Origin of the sequence: Pseudoalteromonas sp. MER144-MNA-CIBAN-0113 (assembly GCF_040308965.1) — a bacterium.
GTDB lineage: Bacteria > Pseudomonadota > Gammaproteobacteria > Enterobacterales > Alteromonadaceae > Pseudoalteromonas > Pseudoalteromonas tetraodonis.
This window is the reverse complement of sequence record NZ_JBEOOG010000065.1, coordinates 1-23,373: the sequence shown is the minus strand read 5'-3', so window position 1 is coordinate 23,373 and position 23,373 is coordinate 1. Positions and strand designations below refer to the sequence as shown.

General features: G+C 40.2%; 17 protein-coding genes and 2 pseudogenes. 9 read left to right on the top strand and 10 right to left on the bottom strand.

All coding sequences use genetic code 11. From position 1 onward, the window contains the following. Window positions 1–69: 69 nt before the first annotated feature. Window positions 70–564: a hypothetical protein gene (locus AAEY57_RS14955; protein ID WP_350608143.1), complete on the bottom strand. Its 495-nt coding sequence runs from the start codon at window positions 562–564 to the stop codon at window positions 70–72. A gap of 340 nt (window positions 565–904) precedes the next feature. Between AAEY57_RS14955 and AAEY57_RS14950 the strand changes: the two genes are divergently transcribed. The 7 genes and pseudogenes from AAEY57_RS14950 (at window position 905) to AAEY57_RS14920 (ending at window position 9,104) form a co-directional block, all read left to right on the top strand. Then, on the top strand, window positions 905–1,381 hold the full coding sequence (locus AAEY57_RS14950; protein WP_138627603.1) for a hypothetical protein: 477 nt from the start codon (window positions 905–907) through the stop codon (window positions 1,379–1,381). Window positions 1,382–2,520: 1,139 nt separating this feature from the next. Further along, on the top strand, window positions 2,521–2,919 hold the full coding sequence (locus AAEY57_RS14945) for a DUF6088 family protein (RefSeq protein WP_008113525.1): 399 nt from the start codon (window positions 2,521–2,523) through the stop codon (window positions 2,917–2,919). Continuing rightward, a pseudogene (locus tag AAEY57_RS14940) lies at window positions 2,909–3,859 on the top strand (nucleotidyl transferase AbiEii/AbiGii toxin family protein). The gene AAEY57_RS14945 and the pseudogene AAEY57_RS14940 overlap by 11 nt, the downstream one beginning before the upstream one ends. Window positions 3,860–4,363: 504 nt before the next feature. After that, window positions 4,364–5,461 carry a Fic family protein gene (locus AAEY57_RS14935; RefSeq protein ID WP_350608142.1) on the top strand — a complete coding sequence of 366 codons (1,098 nt, stop codon included), beginning with the start codon at window positions 4,364–4,366 and terminating at the stop codon, window positions 5,459–5,461. A gap of 463 nt (window positions 5,462–5,924) precedes the next feature. Beyond that, the gene (locus AAEY57_RS14930) at window positions 5,925–6,224 is read left to right on the top strand and encodes a helix-turn-helix domain-containing protein (RefSeq protein WP_004589614.1); all 300 of its coding nucleotides are present in this window, start codon (window positions 5,925–5,927) and stop codon (window positions 6,222–6,224) included. Continuing rightward, window positions 6,214–7,419 carry a type II toxin-antitoxin system HipA family toxin gene (locus AAEY57_RS14925; protein ID WP_350608141.1) on the top strand — a complete coding sequence of 402 codons (1,206 nt, stop codon included), beginning with the start codon at window positions 6,214–6,216 and terminating at the stop codon, window positions 7,417–7,419. Before AAEY57_RS14930 ends, AAEY57_RS14925 begins: the two co-directional genes overlap by 11 nt. A 516-nt stretch (window positions 7,420–7,935) precedes the next feature. Continuing rightward, window positions 7,936–9,104 (top strand): IS3 family transposase gene (locus tag AAEY57_RS14920; RefSeq protein ID WP_350608140.1). Its coding sequence is split into 2 segments (ribosomal slippage): window positions 7,936–8,203 and window positions 8,203–9,104, totalling 1,170 coding nucleotides; the frame shifts between segments, so codons are not numbered across the junction. 141 nt (window positions 9,105–9,245) lie between these two features. On the opposite strand, the gene AAEY57_RS14915 is transcribed toward AAEY57_RS14920, so the two are convergent. The 3 genes from AAEY57_RS14915 to dgt form a co-directional block, all read right to left on the bottom strand. Continuing rightward, window positions 9,246–10,094: a substrate-binding periplasmic protein gene (locus tag AAEY57_RS14915; RefSeq protein WP_350608139.1), complete on the bottom strand. Its 849-nt coding sequence runs from the start codon at window positions 10,092–10,094 to the stop codon at window positions 9,246–9,248. Between the two features lie 344 nt (window positions 10,095–10,438). Continuing rightward, a complete protein-coding gene (locus AAEY57_RS14910) occupies window positions 10,439–11,875 on the bottom strand; it encodes a hypothetical protein (RefSeq protein ID WP_350608138.1) in 1,437 nt (478 codons plus the stop codon). A 93-nt stretch (window positions 11,876–11,968) separates the two neighbouring features. Beyond that, on the bottom strand, window positions 11,969–13,432 hold the full coding sequence (dgt, locus tag AAEY57_RS14905; protein WP_138561251.1) for a dGTPase: 1,464 nt from the start codon (window positions 13,430–13,432) through the stop codon (window positions 11,969–11,971). A gap of 153 nt (window positions 13,433–13,585) precedes the next feature. Between dgt and AAEY57_RS14900 the strand changes: the two genes are divergently transcribed. Beyond that, entirely contained in the window at window positions 13,586–14,806 is a 1,221-nt protein-coding gene (locus AAEY57_RS14900; protein WP_350608137.1) for an alkaline phosphatase family protein, read from the top strand. Between the two features lie 119 nt (window positions 14,807–14,925). Here AAEY57_RS14900 and AAEY57_RS14895 read toward each other — a convergent pair whose 3' ends face one another. Continuing rightward, a complete protein-coding gene (locus AAEY57_RS14895; protein ID WP_024602595.1) occupies window positions 14,926–15,669 on the bottom strand; it encodes a M12 family metallo-peptidase in 744 nt (247 codons plus the stop codon). A gap of 72 nt (window positions 15,670–15,741) precedes the next feature. Next, window positions 15,742–16,459, bottom strand: a pseudogene (locus AAEY57_RS14890) (protease inhibitor BamI-like protein). A 369-nt stretch (window positions 16,460–16,828) separates the two neighbouring features. On the opposite strand from AAEY57_RS14890, the gene AAEY57_RS14885 reads away from it, so the two are divergent. Then, a complete protein-coding gene (locus AAEY57_RS14885) occupies window positions 16,829–17,986 on the top strand; it encodes a benzoate/H(+) symporter BenE family transporter (RefSeq protein ID WP_350608136.1) in 1,158 nt (385 codons plus the stop codon). A 157-nt stretch (window positions 17,987–18,143) separates the two neighbouring features. On the opposite strand, the gene hemH is transcribed toward AAEY57_RS14885, so the two are convergent. From hemH to AAEY57_RS14865, 4 genes are all read right to left on the bottom strand, one after another. Then, window positions 18,144–19,163: a ferrochelatase gene (gene hemH, locus AAEY57_RS14880; protein WP_064663630.1), complete on the bottom strand. Its 1,020-nt coding sequence runs from the start codon at window positions 19,161–19,163 to the stop codon at window positions 18,144–18,146. A 78-nt stretch (window positions 19,164–19,241) separates the two neighbouring features. Continuing rightward, on the bottom strand, window positions 19,242–20,579 hold the full coding sequence (nosR, locus tag AAEY57_RS14875; protein ID WP_350608135.1) for a response regulator c-di-GMP phosphodiesterase, NosR family: 1,338 nt from the start codon (window positions 20,577–20,579) through the stop codon (window positions 19,242–19,244). Between the two features lie 246 nt (window positions 20,580–20,825). Continuing rightward, window positions 20,826–22,235 carry a sensor histidine kinase gene (locus AAEY57_RS14870; protein WP_350608134.1) on the bottom strand — a complete coding sequence of 470 codons (1,410 nt, stop codon included), beginning with the start codon at window positions 22,233–22,235 and terminating at the stop codon, window positions 20,826–20,828. Continuing rightward, window positions 22,232–23,373 (bottom strand): FIST signal transduction protein (locus AAEY57_RS14865; protein ID WP_350608133.1); only part of this gene is annotated, 1,142 nt, incomplete at its 5' end. The genes AAEY57_RS14865 and AAEY57_RS14870, both read right to left, overlap by 4 nt.

The following is a 23,373-nucleotide window of genomic DNA, read 5'->3' as shown; positions in this document are numbered from 1 at the left end:
CATTAGATTTAACATCGCAAGAACTTGAAATTTTAGAGAGTAATAATCTAATGTTGGCTTAACCAGATCTCAGGTTAATGAAAGTGAAAAAGATACATTTCTATTGCAGTCTAAAGTCCATGCACCATGACAATTAACATCAAAACTCATCAGGTCTGCAGAAATTAACATTTCAACTTGATTATTTATTGCAATATTACTTAGTAGTTTCGCTTCGCTAGATGCGGGTATTATGTCAATCTTTTTTGCATTTACACCTAATGATTGAAGTTCATCAATAAAGGCATTTCTTATAAAGTCGGCAACTCTAACAAATTCCTGTCCATCACTTGTCATGCCGATTGTTGCAGGGCCCATTCGCATAACTGCTTTTTCTGCTAATTCATCTTTAACAGTGGCAAGGTTTCTTTTATCTCTCCATTGGGTTACACCAATAGAGTCGATGTTTTTAACCTCTACATTTTCGATTGTTTTTTTATGGTATTCCACAGGGAATGAATTTTGTATAGTACAACCAGATAAAATGGATAAGAAAGTGGCAGTTATAGTAAGTTTTTTTAACATATATTTATTTCCATATAAGGCTAAATATCGCACTTTTATCAAGTGCAAACCTAAAAAAGTTTAATTACTTACAATGATACACAAATTTTTATGAAAATAAGATCAATACTTTCAAATGGCTAAGTTATATTACAAATATAATAAACAGGCAAAAATTTGTAGGGGTCATTTCTATATAACTAAAAAGTAGATACAAACTCTCATCACAAACGGCTCCAACAATTGCGCTCAGGCATGATTTAACAATTTGCTTAAACTATCTGTTTCTATTTTAGATTCAATCCTCTATATTCACCCTAGGCGCCCAAAGGAAAAACAGCACTCAATTTAGGGATAAATAATGATTAAATGGATTTTATTGATACTACTTTGCGTATTTACTTCTCTCCCGCAAGCGTACGAGCAATACTCGCAAGAGCATTGCGATAGTATTGTAAAAGAACGCGAAACAATACGTTCACGGTTGCGTCAAAGCTATAAGGTAAAAGAAGGTGAGCGGTTAAAAGCACGGTTCAAATCTTTATTTGAAGAACTTGCAAAGCATTGTGATAAACCCAAACAAACCAATCGAACTTATCAAAGCTCTTCGGCTTACAGCTCAAGTAATAATGCGTTATTGCACTCGCGGGTGCCTAATATGAAATTGCATAGTGACAGCTATAGCGATCCTGAAAAGCTGGCTGCGTGGTCTGAATTTTATACTTTACCAAAGCGATGCCGTTCAAAAGGAATGCAATCATCCGATTTCGTGTGGTGCAGTGAATACCGTGGTGAACAAAAGCGCTTATTTGAAGCCCAGTGGAATAAGCGACGATAAAGATGTTGAGCACAAAATGGCGCGTTCTATTTGTATTTATTGTGCTGTTAATTGCAGTTGCTTTATAGCCTCTATACTCGATAGCCATCTACCTTGTTGACTTTGATTAGCCATTTAAGTTACCCAAATAATTAAGATAACTCAATATACCTAATAGCAATAGCAACAACAAATTTGGAGGCGAGTGCTGAGTTAAATCCCTCGTGATAACACCCGAAATTGAATTAATGATGAGTAATAGCAGCGCATGGCGGAATTCTGTTCCCGACAAATTCCAAGTACCTAAATCCCTTTAGGCAATGCGCGTTAAGCGATGCTTACACAAGGACGTATTTCATCGCGGTTACGTTCATATCATTAATTTAAATTGAGGAAACAGTGTGATCCTCGGGGCGCCGAGGTGACGAATGACCAAAGCGCAGCTTTGCAGCATGAGGAAGTGAAGGCATGGATGCCGACAGTAACCCAGCTTCACGGATGAATTATTTACAGCAGAGTTGATTTAAAGACAAATCACACTTTGGTTGCCGTCGCCAACGCGACATGTATAAATAAAGGCGTCGAGCGTCGAGCGTCGAGCGTCGAGCGTCGAGCGTCGAGCGTCGAGCGTCGAGCGTCGAGCGTCGAGTTGCGGGGAGCGGGCTTTGAGTATTAAAAGCCTAGCTTTTCACGTCAGCAAGCTTAACGCCTACGGTGGGAATAGGTAAAAGGTTTTAGGTTAAAGGCGCTAGTCTGAATTTATAGCCCGTCGCTCGCTGCTCGAAACCCGCTGTCTTCTCTTTGTACAAATATGGTTTTAAGTGATTTATTCACAAAGAGATTAAGAGGCACTGCGTTTTAGAGGTAGACACAAAGGGTCTAATGTAGGTCGTGCTTTAGCGCGTCAATTTTCAATATTAGACATTGTCGCCATAAATGACGACCTACAAGGAAGTGCTGGGGGGTTGCCCGCCGCTCGCCGCTCGTATCCCGCCACCCTCGGTGGTAAATTCGTTTTAAAGCAATTATAGCTAATGCTGGTTCCTATGGTGAAATTAACTACTATGATAATTTAACGCGATCATTTCAATGTCGTATGTTTGCATTGTTTAGATGTCGTATGTTTGCTATATTTTATCTAAGCAACGAGAGTAATTAATATGACAATAGCAAGTAAAGTAACCACAAGAATAAACCGCTCTAAGCGTTATGTTTTTGAGCGCGCTGATTTTGCTGATATTGCAGGTTACGACCAAGTTGGCCGTGTTTTAAAAAAGCTGGTAGATAGTGGCCAGTTGTTACGTATTGGTTATGGGCTTTATACTAAAGCGCGAGAAAATCGCATTACTGGTAAGTTAATGCCAGCATCACCTGCGGGTGCAGATGGTGTCATTTTAGAGGCTATTGAGAAACTGGGCGTTGAGTATCAATTCGATGAATTTACACAACGCAGTCTTAATGGTGAAAGCTTACAAGTTCCCGCTTCATTTAAAATAATGACCAATAGCCGCTTTAAGCGTAAAATTGTTGTAAATAACAGCGCTATAAATGCGAGTTGATAGTGATTTATTTTTAGATGTAGCGGATGCTCTTGGTATGGGTAACCCTGCCATTGTTGAAAAAGATTACTATGTAGTTGCATTACTTAAGCTACTTTGTGAGTTATCTTTTGATACGCATTTTTTAGTTTTTTCAGGTGGTACGGCATTAACAAAGTCAGGCATTAAAACTCATCGAATGTCTGAAGATGTTGATATATAAATCATTCCTAAAGATTTAACTGCTAACACGTCTAAAACTAAAAGAAGAAAGGCTAGAAAAGCGCTCCACTTACAGTTAATTGCTGCAATTAATTCACATGATTATTTTTCTGTAGAAAATACTCCAACTGTTTTTGATGAATATCGATATCAACAAATTGATATTCGCTATCCTCAAGCCCATTCAAAAGCCCCATGCTTACGACCGTTTATTAAATTAGAGCTTATTGAAACGTTACTTTTTGATAATGTACATAGCCGCAATATATCTTCTTTAGTGAACGAGGTAACTCAACAGGCACCAGAAGTGCCGCTGATGGATTTTTCTAGTATTAAGAGTACACAAGCTGAAAAGTTAGTGTCTATGCTTAGGCGCACAGCGAGCTTTGCACGTGATAATAAAAGAGACGATGATCCTGCGCTAATTCGCCATATTTATGATACGTATTATATTCAACACGCTGGGTTGGCGGATGCATCAGGTGTGGTGCCTTTAGTCAAAAAAGTCATAGCAGAAGATATTACCCGTTACGGTAATCAGCATTTAGAATTTATGGCAGAACCGATTATTGAACTTAAGTTTGCCTTAGATGTATTGCAAGCGAACTCACTCTATGAAACGCGTTTTAATGAATATGTTGTTCCAATGGTTTATGGTAGTCATAAATTGGTGTGGCAAGAAGCATTTGATGTATTCAAATCATTTTGTAAGATTGTTTTGAATGATATTGAGCTTTAACCATCAAATTTGAAAAGCGCTGTTTTTTCACAATCACCACACACTAATGCTCAGAGCGCCGAGAGGTGACGAATAACCAACAAAAATATCAGGAATATTTTTGAATAACTTTGCTCAAAGGCGACGAGCATCGAGTTGCGGAGATCGGGTTTTGCCATTAAAAGCTACGCTTTTCACGTCAGCAAGCTTAACGCCTACGGTGGGAATAGGTAAAAGGTTTTAGGTTAAAGGCGCTAGGCTGAATTTATAGCCCGTCGCTCGCTGCTCGAAACCCGCTGTCTTCTCTTTGTACAAATATGGTTTTAAGTGATTTATTCACAAAGAGATTAAGAGACGCTGCGCTGAAACGAAAGGTCAAACGCTCTAAGTTAATGGTAAAGGGCGCTAGGGTTTGCACAAGTCCACAAACTCATACAATGAGGCAATTAAGTGTCTTAATTGCCTCATTGTATGAGGCGATTATATGGCGTAGACTGTAACTAATTTATTTTAGGACAAACGCTTATGTGGATATGGCAACAACAAGATTGGCCGAACTTTACGTGGGATGAAAAACAGCTTGCGCCGTTGTTGAGAAAGCTTTGTTTTAACCAAGGTGTGCTGGTTGGTCGCATGGATGGGCAAAGTACGCAGCAAAAACAGCAAGCACTTGATACTTTATTGGCTAATATTATTCATTCAAGCGCAATTGAAGGTGAAAAACTCAATGCGTTTTCGGTACGTTCGTCACTAGCTAAAAAACTCCACATTGATGAGCAGCCTTATCCAACCACAGTGCAAAGCGATAATCTTGCAGAGATCATGTTGGATGCAATTAATAACACCGATACACCGCTTGAGTTAGAACGTATGTTGAATTGGCATCGTTTATTGTTTGCAGGTGAAAAAGGATTATTTACTCAAATAGCGGGCGGTCAATTACGTGGCAACGAGCCAATGCAAGTTGTATCAGGGCGATTAGATAGACCCGTATTACATTTTACTGCTCCACCAAGAGATGTTATCGAAAACGAACTCGCTGCTTTTTTTAATTGGTTTAATGCAGGTTATAATGATCGACACGAAGACCCTTTTATTCGTGCTGCTATCGCTTATTTGTGGTTTGTAACCTTGCACCCGCTTGAAGATGGTAACGGGCGTATTACGCGTCTTATTACAGATTTAGCGCTTGCTCAAGAGCATAAAGAGTCGATACGGTTCTATGCGATGTCGGTGGCAATTTTAGAAGATAGAAAAGGCTATTACGAGGTCTTAGAGGCAACACAGCGTGGTGATTTGTGCATTACACAGTGGATTACCTGGTTTTTAAATACGCTCAATAAAGCAATTGAATCTACCCTGAAGAATATTGAGCAAACTGTCTCTAAAACTAATTATTGGTTTAAAAAAGATCAAACTAGACTAAATGAGCAACAAGTAAAAGTGCTTAATAAATTACTTGATGGCCAATTTGAGCAGGGTATCAGTGCAAGTCAGTATCAAAAAGTGGCTAAGGTAAGTCGCGCGACGGCGACGCGTCATTTATCAGATTTACAAACACTGGATTATATAAAGAAAACCTCAGCGGGCGGTCGCAGTACTCGTTATAAAATAGCCAAATGACTTTAAAAAGCTTAAAGCTTTTATCTTGGTTCTGTAATTCAAAGCCCTACTATTTCAAACACGATAACACTAAGGTGAGGCAATTAAGTATGCTATTTGCCTCATTTTTTGAGGCAAATAATGGCGTGAAAGTAACCTAATTTAAAAGCGGTGCTTTTCGCGTCAGCAAGCTTAACGATTATGGTGGGAATAGGTAAAAGGTTCTAGGCGCTAGGGGTTAGTCTGAATTTATAGCCCGTCGCTCGCTGCTCGAAACCCGCTGTCTTCTCTTTGTGCATATATGGTTTTAAGTGATTTATTCACAAAGAGGTTCTAGGCGCTAGTCTGAATTTATAGCCCGTCGCTCGCGGCTCGTTACCCGAAGCTCGAAACTCATTTCGTATCTATTTAAATAATATTGCAATCATATTAAATACCGCTAAACTAATCATTAGTATATTAATGACCGATTAGGTAGTCATTTATGAGATCTGAACAAGCATTAAAACTGGCGCGTCGATTGGGTGATTTAATTCGCCAGCATCGTACTTTACTTTATACCCAGAGCACGTTCGCTAAAATGATTGGTGTATCTCGCTCCACGGTACAAAAGCTTGAGCAAGGGGAGGTAGTAAAAAGCGATATATTGTTTGAAGCCCTTGTTGTACTTCAATTGCAAGGCTCATTGCTGGATGAAATTAACGAGCTTGCCGCAGATGTGGGCGGTTATAATGCAAGACAACGTAAAAGCAATAAAACTCAGGTGATTAACGATGACTTCTGAAGCTTATGTATTTATTGACGGTTTGGAAGACAGCCCGGTAATTTGTGGTTTTTTTAAGTTAAATACACAAACAGGCCGAGGTGAGTTTAATTATGGTAAAAGTTACCTTGCGCGCTCTGATGCGTTTGCGCTCGATCCGCTGCATTTACCATTACAGCCTGGCATCGTTAGTTATTCTGCCAATAAAGGTGTGTTTGGGGTGTTAAGTGATGCGGGAGCTGATTCGTGGGGGCGTAAGCTTATACTGTCGCTGCATAATACCAAACCAAAAAATGAGCTAGAATTTTTACTCGCAGGGTCTGGGTATGGTGTTGGCGCCTTGGTATTTAGTTTGTCGCGCAGCGCATCAAAACATAAAGCTAATAAAAATACATTAGCCGATTTAGCCTTGTTAGATCAAGCAAAGGACGATTTGCTCGCCAATAAAACGATTTCACAAGAAGCAAAAAAAGCCTTTGAATTTGGTCAAAGTATGGGGGGAGCAAGACCTAAAACCTCTGTGAAAATTGACCAAAAACTTTATTTGGCAAAGTTTAATCGTCAAGACGATTTGTTTAATTTAGCTAGGGCTGAGCATGGCGCTATGTGTATGGCTAATGAATTGGGGATTCGCACTGCAAATACCCGTATTCATGAAACAGAAAATGGCGATGTTCTGTTAGTTGAACGTTTTGATGTAAGCGATGACTTACAAACTCATCACTTTTTAAGCGCCAATAGCTTATTACAAAAACCAAAAGTCGCGATAAGCGACTTAGCAACATACTATAGCTACGGTGAACTGGCTGAATTTATTCGCCACCACACAGGTGAGTTCGCTGCTGATGCTACAGAGCTCTACAAGCGAATGGTATTTAACGTATTTATTGGTAATACCGATGATCACAGCCGAAATCATGCATTTTTATATCACTTTTCAGGGCAAACGTGGCGTATGAGCCCCGCTTATGATATTACCCCTATTAATAACTCAAAGCAGCATGGCATAGGGCTTGGTGATGATGGCCGATATGCTAGTATCGATAATTTACTGTCGCAAGCCAAACGCTTCGGCCTCAACAAGGCTCAAGCAACAAAAATAATTGCCGAGGTTGAGAGCTATACTCGCCAGTGGCCAGCGCACCTTAAACGTTTTGCTAATATCAGTGATATTGACATAAAACGCTTAGAAAGCGTAATACCCTCTATAAGTTAAAGGCTAATAAAGCAGTCATTAGTGGTTTAATGACTGATTAAGTGATCATTTATTAATTGACGCTTTTATGAACCACAAAGCGGGAATGAGAAGGCCGCGGGCTTCGAGCGGCGAGGCGCGGGTAAAATACAAATGCCTATAAATACGCGATATAAAATCGCTGCTACAGAATAATATTTGGCTTTTTTATTTCCTCTAAAAGCGCAGCGTCTCATAATCTCTGCGGTGTATAAATCACCTAAAAACTATTTGAACACAAAGAAGACAACGGGCTTCGAGCGACGAGCAGCGAGGCGCGGGTAAAATGCAAAAGCCTATAAATACGCGATGCTAAATCGCTGCTACAGAATAATATTTGGCTTTTTTATTTCCTCTAAAAGCGCAGCGCCTCATAACCTCTTTATGAATAAATCACTTAAAAATTATTTGAACACAAAGAAGACAACGGGCTTCGTTCTTTTGCTAAAACCTGATACGACTCTATAAAAGTGGACACTTATTTAAGGAATAAGTGTTATGAAAATCAAAACTAGGCGTAGTCATTCAATTGAATTTAAAATAAAAGCAGTTGAACAATCGTTAGACTCTCCAGATACTGTTAATGTAATAGCGCATCGGCTGGGTATTAACCCTGTCTTATTATCTAAATGGAGACGACAAATGACGTCAAAAAGTACATCTAACCCAATTAAAAACCAAGGCCCTGATAAGTCATATAAAGATTTGGAGCGCCAAGTGCGTAAGCTTGAAAAGCAATTGGAAGATGCGCAGTTGGAGAACGATATGTTAAAAAAGGCGAAGGCCTACTTGGACAGCCGAAAAGAATAAGGTTTGAGTATATTCACCAAGCTGCGACAGCTAAGAAAACGATTAAAAAATTATGCACATGGTTGTCAGTATCAAAAGCAGGATATTATAAATGGCTAAAGCACTCATTAAGTCAACGTGCGTCAGAAAACGACTCATTGCTTGAGTTTTTGAAAAAAGTAAGTAGTGATGAGCACTGTATTCCGGGCTACAGAAAGTTGTGGAAAGCCGCTATAGACAATGGGTATGAGTGTAGTAAAGGCCGTGTGCAGCGATTACTGCAGAGTATGGGTTACCGCTCAGCCGCGGGTAAACGCCGATATACCGGTAGCGGAAAAAAGCAGGGGCATATCACTGCAGAAAACTTATTGGGTCGTGAGTTTAGTGTTGATAAACCCAATACGGTATGGGTGTCAGACATAACGCAAGTTCGTTGCAGAGAGGGTTGGCAGTATTTATGTGTAATTTTAGATTTATACTCACGCAAAGTCGTTGGTTGGGCAACAAGTCGAGTTAACAGCGCAGACTTGGTGATTAGAACGTTAAAAAAAACATGGGATGCACGTAAACCTGATGGAAGTCGCTTATTATTTCACTCAGACCAAGGCAGCCAGTATCGTGCAAAAGAAACAATATCGTGGTTGAACAACCGACAGGTAACAATTAGCATGTCGAGAAAAGGGAATTGCTGGGATAATGCCTGCTCAGAAAGCTTTTTTGCTCAGTATAAAAAAGAATGGATGAACAATTTAAATGAACTGAGTCGTAGTGAAATGACAGTACAAAGTCGCTTTTATATCGAAAACTACTACAACTCAGTAAGAATGCATGGCACGCTAGGAAATGTGAGTCCCATGCAATACGAGTTAATGAATTAAAAACCCGTGTCTACTTTATCGGGGTCGTATCAACCTAAAACCTAAAACCTAAAACCTAAAACCTAAAACCTAAAACCTAGCTCGTAGCCCGAAACCCGCGTTCCAAACATAAAACGCGCGGCATAAAGTCCTGCCTACAGGTTAGTCGGCCAGGGCGCTATTTGTGGGTTGATAAGCGCCATTATCTAACGCATCAAAGTAGGCTTGATAACGGCCGTTTTGTTTAAATTTAAGTAATTGCTGGTTAAATATTTCAAGCCGCTGTTCACTGAGTGGGTTATTTTTAGGGAACATCACAAAGCTTTTATTGATTAATAGTGGCCTTGGGTGGTGCACAATGCCATTTTTTATTGTCGGTTTTTGCCCTGCTAATATGTGATAGCCTACGCTTTGCTCTTCGGCAAAGGCATCAATGCGGCCCATAGCTAAACGCTGAAAATTTTGCTCTGTGGTACTTACTCGCGACATATCGAACAAGCCTTCATCAGCTGCTTTATCAAACTCTTTGCCGTAACTATAGGCAAGCCCACCTCCTAGTAATAAGCCTTTTAAATCGTTTAGATTTTGCCAATCAAAAGGGCGTTGTTTATGATAAAAAAATACAAAACGCTCGTTTAGCACTGGCTCACTGTAAAAATAATCCTCAGTACGTTGTTGTTCAAACATCCATACGGCAGTGGCTGCGTATTTATCATTAATGGTGTCGTGGTAGGCACGCGGCCACGGTAAAAAGGTAAAGTTAACTTTAATGTTAGCTTGTGCAAATATATCGGTAATTAAATGCGCAACCACGCCTTTGTGAGGCAACGATTCGCTTAAAAAAGGCGGCCATTCGCCCGTACTTATATTTAAAGTAGTGGTATGTGTGGGCTGTTCGTTTTTGGGTTGAATTGCTTCAATTGCGTTACTGTAATCACTCACTAAAGCCATCAGACAAAAAGATGCGGTAAAAATAAGGTATCTTAATTTAGCTGATAACATCACATGCATATGTATAGTTTACTCCTTCTTAGCCATTAGGTTGTGACCGGTGCTGTTTAAAAAGTAGACTATTGTAGTGAGTGAAACTGAATGCACGCTTAAACTAGAACAGTCGGCAATAATACTTAATCATTTTACGGGGCTAAACGTGTCGCTACCTGCGTTAAAAAACTCTCATTACGACTGCATGGATGCAGAAGGTAGAGCAATGCAGGAGCAATTGCTGAGAACAACTAAATAGCAAATTTTTTGCCTAGCTATCAACACATTTTTCCTGCCTCAAAACAGACCACTTGATTAGGCGAATTGGTATTAGATTTAAAGCCACCTTTTAATAAGTACAGCGTACTCTATTATTCTTTTGTTTGCATGTTTTTTGCGCGCTCTTCAGCTTCAATTAGTGCTTGTGATTTAGGGGTGCGTTGCTTTTCTTCCACTTTCGGTTTTTGTGGTGAATTTGGATCCCAACTTTCATCAAGCGATAAGTTAGCAAATGGGTTACTGCTTTGTGGCGGTATATCAGGCTTAGTGGGTTCAACTGGCGATACCTTTACTTGTTCTGGTTTTATCGCACTTTTTTTAGTGGGTAAGGGGGCGTTGGGATCGAAGGTGCGTATTTCAGGCTCTTTAAAGTCGTGCTCGGTAGATGGTGTTAACGGTGAGCGCGGTTGTTTAGGCGAATGCAAGTCTGCCTTTGGTTGTTGAGGTGAAATGGGCTCAGCTGCAATAGGTGCTTCTTTTTTAGTCGCTGGTACAGGCTCGCTAGGCTGATTAACCGGCTTGCGCTGTTTTTTGATTGGTTTGGCTTCGGGATCAAAGTCTCTTACTTGTGGCTCTGCATGCTCGGTGGCATTTTTTATCCGTTCTAAAGTGGCTTTAGCGGCGGCTTCAAACTCTGCGGTATTCGGGATTTGCTTTACTTTAGCTGTGCTCACTTCGTTTGCGTTTGGCTCGCTTTTGCTGGTATCAAGAGTCTTAGATTCATCAATAGCAGTACTACTTTGCTTGTCATCGCACTTTGTAGGGGGAGCAGCTAGTGGCATACTGGTATCGGCAGGCTCGTTATTTTGCTTAACATGGCGTAGGCGCATTAATACAACAACCCCAATTATTACCACTAAGAGTAGCGCCACACTGGGTAATACTAGCGACAACATATTTGATTTTTTAGGGATTGATGAGGCAACACCGTTAACTTGCTCTGTGGCATTTACGGTAACCGGCATGGCCGTTTGTAAAGGCTCTACTGTTGATTTTGTAACTGCTGGAGTTGTGTTGTTTTGCGTGGTTGTATCAATGCTAGGCTGATCATTTGTTGTTTTGTTGCTTTGTGACTTATTTGTCGCTGTAATTGCTGATGCTGGAACAGTTGTACTTTGAGTATGTTTAATACTTTGCTCAGTATCTTGGTCAGACGCTGTTGCTACTATTTGTTCAACGTTTGATTTTGCGCTTTGCTGTGCAAGTGATGACTGGGTTTGACTCTGTGCAATAGGGGCATTTACAACAGATGAAACAGGCTCAGTTACTTGCGGTTTTGTAATCTCAGGGATGGGTTGTTCAATAATGGGTTGCGCTTTAGGCTTTGTTGCTGGTTGAGTACGTGCCGGGTTACTGCAGTTTTTTTTGTAGTCGCGAGCGGCGTTACGGTACTTACGGCTAGTTTTGTCGTCACTATATTGCTGCATTTCTTGTTTTATAAGAATGCACATCGCTTCGTTGTAAGCGACACTGCTGGCACTATAAAACAAAGTAAAACAAAAAAGTAAGCAACTCAGTAACGGTTTCATAAAACTCAAAAGCGGTTAAGCATCAATGCACTAATTTTAAGCGTAAAGTAAAAAATTATCTAGGGCTTAGCAATTTCGCGCGCTAAGCCTAAATTAGTCAATTACCATTAAGCTGCGGTACTCGTCGTAAGCAAATTGGTCGGTCATGCCGCTTATGTAGTCTTGAATGAGTCTACATCTGTAATAAAACTCATAAGCTGCAAAGTGGTCGGGCTCTTCTTGCATGGCATTTATAGCGTGCTGATAGCTACTTAAATGTTTTTTAGAGAGTTTTTTAACTAATCTCGATTCTATTAATAAACGGTTGTCGCCATGTAGTGCGCGTTTAAAGTTGTCGCTAGTTAATTGCAGTAACGGTTTATAGCATTCTAGTAGGCCGTTAATAATACGGTAGCCTTGTAGTTCGAGCTTTTCGACCTCTTTATGAGAAAATACATGCTCAAGTGCCACTTGTTTTAGGGCTTGGGTTACTGCATGCAGGTAGCTGCGGTCTTCTAATAATGCATGGTTAAAGTCACCATGATAAATTGGCTCTATGTTTTCAATAAAGCGTTTAGCAGCATGATTTACTAATGGGTGCAGTAACGATACACGCAAATAAATAAAAAATTCACTATTAAAATTAAAGGGCTGTGCTTGCGCGCGTTCAATTGCGTAATTAATTGCATCATCAACAAAGCTTTGATGTTGGGTGTCGTTTAAAGCTAAGTTAATTAACGCTTTTTGATACTGCTTTTTTAGTTGCTCGCATAATAACTGTGTGGTGATTATGTCTTTTTCTACCGCATCTTCTATGTCAGCCAAGCAATAAGAAATATCGTCAGCGGCTTCCATTATGTAACTGGCTGGGTGGCGGCAATTCGGCTCCATTTTGAGCTCAGTTTGCAGTGCCTCTACAAAGCTTTTTTCACTGTAGTAGTAGCCCACTTTTTTCATAATGTAGTTTTTATTTTGTGGGATATCTTGCTTCGCTAAGCTGGCAGGGCGGGTGTACTTTAAAATTGCCGCACTTTGGCTGTAGGTTAAATTTAGGCTGAGCAATGAGTGAATAATACGTATGCCTTGGGCGTTGCCTTCAAAACTGCAAATATCTTGCGCTAAATGTTTAAAAATAACGCCTATACTGCTATTGGCTGTTTGGCAACGCTCAGGCGTAATACTGGCCAAGTTAGCATTAAACCAATTATTAATGGCGGCCTCGCCAAAGTGACCAAATGGCGGGTTACCAATATCGTGCATTAGGCAGGCCATTTCTACTAGGGTTTCTAGCGGGCGTTCTAAGCCTGATAAACCATATTCTTTTTGCTGTTGGTAATTTAAGTTGGCAAAAACACGCTGCACAATAAATCGACCAACTTGTTGTACTTCTAATGAGTGAGTAAGGCGCGAGCGCACGGCTGCATTGCGTTCAAGCGGAAATACTTGGGTTTTTTGTTGCAGCCGACGAATGGCTGCACTATTAATAATTCGGCCACGATCGCTCTCAAGCGCCATTTGTAAATTGGCCGTCGTGCGCTGCATACGCGCTGGGGTGATTTTGCTGCTGAAGTCGATCATGGCAATCCTTTAATTTTGCACGTTGGGCTCTTATTAAGTGCACAGTTATATTTTTTAGTGAGCCATCTTTAATCTATCAGCATGTATCATAAAGTAACAACTTGCTTTAGTATTATTTTTTATAAAATTAACATACATCTATAGGTGTTTAAAATGAAGTTGTGGATCACAAAGGCAGTCTGTTTTTGCCTTTTATTAGGGATGAGTAATGCGTTTGCAGCCAAAGAGCAAACTGTAGTGATGATTTCAATTGATGGCTTGCGTTGGGATTATATTGAAAAGCACGGTGCACCCAATTTAAAAGCAATGGCTGAGCAAGGGGTTAGAGCACAAAAAATGCAGCCAGTTTACCCCACTAAAACGTTTCCAAATCATATTTCGGTGATTACTGGTTTACTACCCGTTAACCATGGCATTGTAGATAACAAGTTTTGCGACAAAGCGCGTAATAATGAATGCTACAGCATGGGGAAAGGACAAAAAGACAGCACGTGGGTAAGCGGCACGCCACTGTGGAATTTAGTTAAAATGCATGGGCTTAAATCGGCGGTGTACTTTTGGCCTGAGTCGGATGCGCGCTTTAATGGTATGACGCCTGATTATTACTTTCACTACTCTAAACAAGGTGACTACCAAGACCGAATTGATCAAATCATTCAATGGTTAAGCTTACCTAAAGCACAGCGCCCACGTTTTGTGGCGAGTTATTTTTCGTTAGTGGATAGCATGGGACATGAATATGGCCCTGATGCGGTGCAAACGCGTGATGCCGTTAAACAGCTAGATGCGCTGATGGGGCAATTAAAAACCCGCTTGAGTAAGTTAGAGCAAGAGGTAAATCTGGTGATTGTGTCTGATCATGGTATGGCACAAGTTGAGCCTGAGCAGAGCATTGTTGTGAGCAGCTTACCTAAAGATGATAATTTTATGGTTGTTAATACCGGTCCTCGATTACTTATTTATACTAAAAGCGATGCTAAAAATGCAGATGTTGAGGCTTATAAAGCCCGTTTACAACATGCAGCAAAAGGACGCTACACGGTACTAACAGAGGAGCAGCTTGCAGGATATCACTATAATAAAGGCACTCGTGTGGGCGATATTGTGGTACAAACAACAGCGCCTGCGGTATTTAGCAATAGTGCTAAAGTGCCTTACTTAGGAACGCATGGCTATGCCTATACCGATGATATGGCAGCGACATTTATTGCTACCGGGCCGGCGTTTAAAAAAGGGATGAGCATTGAGCGAGTGAATAATTTAGATATTTACCCTGTGCTTGCTAAGGTGATGGGTTTAAAGCTAATGAGTAAAGTGGATAGCGATGGTGAAACCTTACTCCCTGCCATAAAACAGAAAATGATTAATCATTAAAAAAGAGCGCCGAGGCGCTCCGCAAGGGAAACTTAATTGGTTTGTATGGGTTATTAACCCATGTTTACATTGTTATTTAAGCTGAATTTTGAGAATAAATTTATTATTCAGCATTGAGCTTATTTAAAGTTAGCGATACTGGTTTTTGTGTCGGTAACGGTACGAATGGCGTACGACTGATTGGTCACCCCAAATGGAATGCCGTTTACGCTCCAGTTAGGGTTTGAGAAATAGTCGTACTGCGTTGCACTGCCAAATACAAATGGGTAGGCCATAATACTGGCAAATTCATTTTGTACACCGTGGCCCATGCCATCAACGTATACACCACCGGCTGTATCGCCTTGCTTACGTGAATGCGCTAAACCTTGGTTATGACCAAGCTCATGAACAAAGGTTGTGGCTCCACAATCGATTGCGGTGATTGAGTACATGCGGCTGCTCATTGAGCTGTATAAATTACCATTTGTGCCTTGGCCAACCCATGCTAAGCCACATGAAATTAAACCGTTACCTGCACTTTGGCCTGTACCGAGTACGGCAACCATGTCGGCTTTCCAATCATTGCGTAAACCATCTACGTAACTACTATTTGTGACGGCATTTAACCAATCTTCAGAAGGGGTTACTGCATAGTCACCTAAATTTTGAGTCCCAACTAAACGTAGCGTAATGTCAACGCCATTTTGGCTGTATACTTGGTTACTAAAAGCAATAAGCTGATTAATTTTGGTATTGATATTACTGGTAGCTGCTGCAGATTGATCGGTATATAAAATACCAATATCAATGGTTTCTGCTGACACTGTGCTGGCCGCACATAGCGCCGTTGCAATAGCGGCTGTTGAAATTACTTTTTTCATTGTTGTATTTCCTTACTTTTTACGATTGCAGTGTTTACTGCTAGGTCTTGTTGCCTGCGTTGACAGGTTTGTTTAAAAAGAGGGCGTGTTTTCAGCACGAGGTGCAAATGGGTCTATGTCATCCGCATTTTTTGGTGCAGGTTCACCAACCTGATGCTCTATATGTGTTTTATATAGGTCACGCTTAGCTGCAATCCAGCCATATTGACCTTTACTTTCAAAAACATAATTACCACTTGGGGCTGTAAATTGACCGTAAACCGCATCATTGCCAACGGTTAATATGGTGGTGTGCATTGCGCCATTGGCCCCAATAACCTGACCAACAATGCTTTTATCGCCGTTACTGGCACGGGTAACATTGGTTATTTCAGCGCTGTAGGTTTCTGCGGTTTGTGGTATTGCAAGGTCAAAATTATCACCCGTTTTGAGGGTTTTTAGCGCCGCTAGATCAAATTCTATGTAGGCTTCATTTTGTAAATCGGTTGGCAGTACTTTTGCCGCTTTAAGTATTTCTTTAGCCTTTGCTGAAGGTTTATTAATTGCGTCAAATGAGTTTGAAGGTACGTTTGATTCAATGTTAGCGGATTTTACTGCAATAGGGTCTTTACTCATATCAATGGGTGATGGGTTATGTGTTTATTTTTTTCACAAACTCAGAATCAACAGGAACGATATCAATAGCAATGGGCGCTTCTACCTCATCGGTTTTTTTCTGATCATTAAGCAGCGTATACAAGGCAAATACAGACAAAGGAATAGCGATAGTTAAAACAATGTAACGTTTCATCTGTTTCTCTTTTAGGTTAAATGGTGAACTAATTGTTAAGTTTTATCTTAAAAAAAGAATTAGATCAAATTTAAATTGTAACCATAAAGTGGTAATTGCTTTTTTTATAACTTATTGTAAGTATTTGCTTTACCTTTTTTAGGTATACCTTTTTGGTTTAATAGGATGGCTTTTTTGTAGTAATGGCGCACCCTGTGGCATGTTTTTGGGTACGTGTGTGTTTTTTAAATCACACCGATTTTGACAAGCAAAACTGACCAATAAAATTTTTTAGTAACGTGATCATTTTTCATTATTCAAAGGGCTAATTGCAAAGTATAAATAGGCAAAGTATGTTGTATCGTTAAACACCTATTAAAAGAGGGAATTATGGCAGGGACTGATCAGTTTCTTAGTCGAATTATGGCAGGACTTGTTGCGGTCATTATTGGTTTTTCAAGTTCTATTGCATTGATTTATCAAGTGGTGATCACCTTAGGTGGTACACCTGAACTTGTGGCAAGCTGGATATTAATGCTGGGGCTAGTAATGGGCGGTACGTCTATTGTGCTGTCGTTTTATTATAAGGTGCCCATTTTAATTGCATGGTCGACTACCGGTGCAGCATTACTGATCTCAAGTGCCCAGGGCTACAGCTTACATGAAGCGATAGGCGCATTTATGCTATCAGCCTTATTGGTGCTGGTGTCTGGCATTACTGGTTGGTTTGAAAAAATCATGAACCGTATTCCCAGTGAACTGGCCTGTGCTATGTTAGCGGGGGTATTAGTGACATTTGGCATTGATGTGTTTAACTTTATGAACGACTTGCCATTAGTGATTGGTTTAATGGTGGTGGTGTACTTTATTGGCAAGCGCTTTTTTGCTCGGTTTGCAATGCTAAGTGTATTGTTAGCGGGTATATTTTTAGCCTGGTATATGGGCAATATCGATACTAGCACCGTGCAGTGGCAGGCAAGCAGCTTTGCTTATATTGCTCCAAGCTTTAGTTTGCAGGCATTTATGAGTATTAGTATTCCTTTGTATATAGTAACTATGACTTCACAAAACTTACCCGGTTTCGCTATTTTAAAAGCGCATAACTATAAAGCGCCTATATCATCGTCATTAACTGTGACCGGGTTAATAAATTTAGTAACCGCGCCATTTGGCACTTATTCAATTAATTTAGCGGCCATTACGGCTGCTATTTGTATGAGCGAAGAGGCCGATAAAAACCCCGATAAACGCTACTGGGCGAGTATTGCTGGTGGGGTGTTTTACATTATTATGGCGCTGTGTGCCGCAATGTTAGTGGCGATTGTAGCAAGCCTGCCGCAGGCACTGGTATTGGCGTTAGCGGGTATTGCACTGTTTGGCACCATCGCTAATAGTTTGCAGCAGTCTTTGCACAGTCCTGAATATACAGAGGCGGCCATTATTACCTTTTTAGTTACGGCTTCTGATTTAACATTATGGTCAGTCGGCTCTGCATGCTGGGGGATAATAGCAGGAGCACTCACGTTAATGGTGACACGTAAGAGCTAAGAGCAGATTTTAGGTGTTAGGTGCGGGGATCGGGTGTCGAGCAACGGGTTTGGTACTGTGCGCGCGAGGTAAACTCACGCCTACAGTCGATCACCGCACTTGGCTAATCTCTTGCTGATCGCTGACAGCTAAAACCTAACCGCTGCTCTTCCCGCTTTTATAGCATTGGCTTTAACACATCAAACATGGCGTCTATGTGATCGTCACGGTCGTTAAGCGCTGCTATATAACGGTATTTTTCGCCGCCGGCTTCTTCAAAAATCTCTCGGTTTTCACCTTCTAATTCTTCAAGTGTTTCTAGGCAGTCGGCGCTAAAGGCAGGGCTGATAATAGCCACATCTTTAATTCCTTCGCCAGGTAAGCTCTCAAGAGTTGCATCTGTGTAAGGTTTTAACCATTCAGCTTTACCAAAACGGCTTTGGAAAGTGGTGATCACTTTGTCTTTGTCTAGGCCTAGCTTTTCTACCACTAAACGGGTGGTTTGTTGGCATAGGCAGTGATAGGGGTCGCCATTATCTAAAAACTGTTTAGGCATACCATGATATGAAAACACCATTTTTTGTGGCATGCCGTGTTTTTCTAAATCTTCGCTAATGCTGTTAGCAAGCGACTCTAGGTAGGTTGGGTTTTTGTGATACCCATTTACAAAGTGTAGCTCTGGCACCCAGCGCCATTTTTTTAATACATTTGCCACGGCATCAAATGTTGAGCCTGTGGTTGGACTTGAATATTGTGGGTAAAGTGGTAACACAATAATGCGGGTTAAGCCTTTATCTCTGAGCTCTTCAAGGCCCGCTTCGATTGATGGGTTACCATAGCGCATCGCCATAACCACTTCGGTGTTGGTATAGCCGTGCTGTTTTAATAAGGCATTTAATTTAATGCTTTGTTGGCGTGTAATGTGGGTCAGTGGTGAGCCATTTTCAGTCCATATGCTTTTATACAACTTAGCTGAGCGCTTTGGGCGTATACGCAAAATGATGCCATGCAGAATAAGCATCCACACAATACGCGGTATTTCTACGATACGAGGGTCTGACAAAAACTCACGTAAGTAAATACGCAATGCACTTGCTGTTGGGGCATCGGGGCTACCTAAGTTGGTCAGTAGTATTCCCGTTTTTTGGTTAAAACGCCCGTCGTGGGGATTGTCGGTAACGGCAGAAAATCGCGACACGTTGTGCTCCTTCAAGCAATGGATTTAGAGGTATCTATTTAGGCTTAGTATAACGAATAAAAGAGTATTTTAGATCAATCATTTAGCCATTTTAACCATAATTCTAAATGGGGTCGGTTTTTTGGCTTCGAGTTGTTGTAGCTTAACAATCGATTTCGTATTGAAAATATGTCCTTTAGGCAAAAGCATAATACCTGTATGGCTGTGCAGTGAGTTTGCCAATGTCATATTTTCTTCGAGTTCTTGTGCGCTCATCACCTTTATTGAACCAATAGAGCTGTCAGAAGCAATGAGTTTAGCGTGGCTGGCTTCAAGTGCATCGACAATACGCGGATGATATAAGCTGCCACTGTTTGATTTAATACTATTGAGCGCAAATTGATGGCGTTGTTTTGTTGTAAGTAACGGCTCACTTTGCTCGTAACCCTCCCAATAGTCACGAGCAACACTGAGCACCATAGCACCAATGGGAATATCGTTTTTAGCAAGTCCTTTGGGAATACCTTTGCCATTGTAGCGTTCGAATTGGTGGTAAATTGCATCAGACACATCGCTTAAATGAGTCGCAGGCATGAGTATTAATTGTGAAATACTTGGGTGGGTGTAAAACGTTTTTCTTTGAACCTCATTGAGCTCGTTAATAGGTTTGTTGTAAAGCTCAGGGTCCATAGCAAGTAAACCAATTTGAGCCAAATACCCAGCAATAGGCGCAAGCGTAATACTTTTTTGAGAAATATTAAGGTAACGCGCTATTTGAGTACATGTACCGGCTATATTTTCTGCTCTTTTACCATCGAGATAGGGGTTTGCATTGATAAAATTATAAAGCAGTTCAACAGTCGATTGATGCTCTCTTTTTTCACTTTCATTAGCGACTTCAAGTTTTTTTAATACGCTTCTTATTTGTTTTGTCCGCTTGTCGACGAGTTGCTCTAGATTAGTATTCAGCTCTTTTAATTGTCCATTTTGCTGATTTACATGACGCTGTAAAATCTCATTTTGCTTTTTGAGTCTAAACTTTTCGACGCCTGATTGGATAACGCTAATTAAGTGATCGTTTTGCCAAGGCTTTTGCACGTAGGCGTGAATGCCTCCTTCGTTAACAGCACTAATTGTTGACTCTAAATCAGAAAAACCAGTTAATAAAATACGCTGGCTATCGGGGGCAACTTTTCTCGCTTTAGCTAAAAACTCCGCCCCACTCATATGTGGCATACGCATGTCACTGATGATGACATCAAACTGTTTTTTTTGCATTTTTTCAAGAGCATCATGGCCACTGGTTGAAACACTCACATCAAATTTATATTGGCGTAAAAGTCGTACTAAAGATTTGAGTACATTAGCCTCATCATCCAGGCATAAAATGCTCGGCGGCTGCTCATTTAATTGCTCTAATACATCAATGTCCGTCATTTTTTTACCAATAAGATAGTGAGTTGTATGGCTAAATTTAGTCTAAGCTTTGGTTGTAAACAACTGATTTATTTAAGCCGTTTCCAAGTATACTATTTGAACAATACGCAAATCATTGTTGTTAGGATTAAATAAGGTAACGCTGTGTTGAAGTTTGCATCTATTTTTACTGTAATTCTCTGTAATTTAGATGAGTACTTATTTAAATAAAATCGAATCTAAGCAAAATCGAGAGTGTGACATAGCTTACTCAATTTGTTTGTTGGCATGTAATATGGTCAGTACGTCGTCAGTTAATGTGGGCTTTTTAGGTAACGTAATATAAAAAACAGTACCTTGGTTTAACTGGCTTTCAACCCGAATTTGACCACTATGTTGCTCTATAATTGCTTTACTTATAGCTAGCCCTAACCCTGTGCCTTGGCCTATTGGTTTTGTAGTATAGAAGGGGTCAAAAATTTTATTTAATTTGTCCTCATCAATTCCACTGCCATTATCGGCAATAGTTATATAGGCATTTTTTTTATCGGCTTTAGTGGTGATACTGATGACACCAACCTTGTCGCAAATGGCTTGAGCGGCGTTAAAAAATAAATTTAAAAACACCTGAGAGAGCTGGGTCGAACGTCCTGTGATGATAACGGGTTCTGTGTCGTAGTGTTTTTCAACGTTGGCGTTGTATTTAATTTCGTTCCAGGCAACACGTAACGTGTTATCAATGAGCTCGGTTATATCAATATCGCCAATTTGGGTTTGATCCGGATGAGCAAATTGCCTTAATCCTTGAACAATCTCCTTAACACGATCAGCTCCTTCAGTCATTTCAGCAATGATATCGCTTGAGTCTGTTTGTAATTCATCAAATTGATAATGTTGTAGCGTATCTGCTAATGTTTGCTGCGCTATGGCTTTTTCTGCTTTGAGTGCGTTAATTAAATGACTAAATTGCTCAAGGTTGTAAGCCAAATTTTGGATATTACTGACAATGTAGCTTAAAGGGTTGTTTATTTCGTGTGCAACGCCTGCCGCCATTTGCCCTAACGAAGCCATTTTTTCAGAGTTGATTAACACTTGTTCAATGTTACTTTGTTTTTCTTCCATTTCTTTTTGTTTAACAAGTAAATTTCGTTTTTCAAATTGTGAAATTGTATTCCCTGCAAAGCTGACAAAGCGTTGCATTAAAGTAATATCGTACTGATTAAATGCGCCAATTGTTTCTGAAAAAATATAGAGCTGGTAGCTTTCTGTACTGGTACTTACTGGGGTGGTGAGCATTGCATGCTGCGAATGCCAAAAAGGATCGGTTACTTGCCAATTAGGAAGTTGGTGTAAGTTAAATACATTTTTAATGTCTCTATTGGGTTTATTTAGTGCTTTGAGTTGGGTAATTATTTCATCACTTTGTGGGTGCGATGCTGTAACTAATGTAGATAATTCATTGCTGGGGTTTATTTTAATTAAAATAGCCGCAGAAAAAGCAATGGCTTGCTGCAAAATATCAAAAAACTCAGTGAGTAAGGTTTCAGTTCTGTCGTTCTTTAAAATGGCATCTAAGCCGTTTAGAATCAGGCTATTAAAAGCACGGTTTTCCTCAAGTGCTAAATTATGAACCTGTAATAAATGCAGTTTTTCTAATAATATTTCGTTGGTAGTCATACAGAATCACCAAATATTTCGCATGAAATCATTAAATTACCATGTTTACTTGTTGAATCACTAAATGTACCAAGTTCTCCAAAGGTAAAGCCCATAATAAATGGGGTGTTGGGTAATTGTGCTGCAATAGACTCTTTTACTTCTTGCATGGCGTCTTTAATTGACAGCATACAGCCGCCACAAAAAATAATAATAGCGCCCTTTATATTTTTTATTGCATGTAAGTCTGCCAGTTTGGTTAGTGCAGAAACGACCATATCGCCTCGTTTTATTAATTGTTCAGGGCTTCCCGAAGCAAGATAAATAGTATCGCCAACGCTTAAATTTGAAAATAATTCTAGCGTGCCATTTTTTGCTACCGCTGGGTGGCTTAGCAACAGCCTAGGAATATCATCATCGGAGGAAAGGGCTCTTGCCAGTGGTGTCATCGTTGATTGTGCAAGAATATTTCCTGAAATTAAGGCGTTTAATCCTATGTTTTTTCGCCATTGATTATAAACATCAAAGGCGGGCTGGTTATCAATTGTGTTTAATATGCGCCCGTCAACGTCTGTCACTGTACCCTGCTGGTCTGTTTTATCATACCCTGAACTATAAAAGCCGAATGTTTCTACACTGGGGTATAACACCGCAATAATAAAACCTTGTTGGTATACATTTTCAGTATCGCTAAAACACCACTTGGCTGAAATATCGTTATCGGCGCAACTTCCTCCAAAAACAGGTATACGCTGGCCGATTGCATCTTGAATTCCCTGCAAAACTAGCTCCTCATTACCTGGAACTTGAAAGCACCAGACCATTTTGGGCGCGAGTCCAATTTGGCCTGCATTAGCAATGGCTTTAAGTACAGTTTGAGCGGCATTTTCTCTTAGGTTATCGGTTGCATTACAACTTGCAACACCATAATGCCCATTTGAGTCTTTAATCGATAATAAACTAATACTTTGCTCATTTAATGATAAGGTTTGGTTGGTTGATGACCCAAGGCATGTTGAGATGATTAAACAATTGTGAGTGTTTTTTAAAAAGCCTGGCTGGTTATTAAAAAGGTATTTAATACTCAAGTTTCGGAGTTCATTTTTTAGTAAAAAAAAAAATGAACTTTCTCTTATTCTAACGCCTCTTGCCGTAAGGT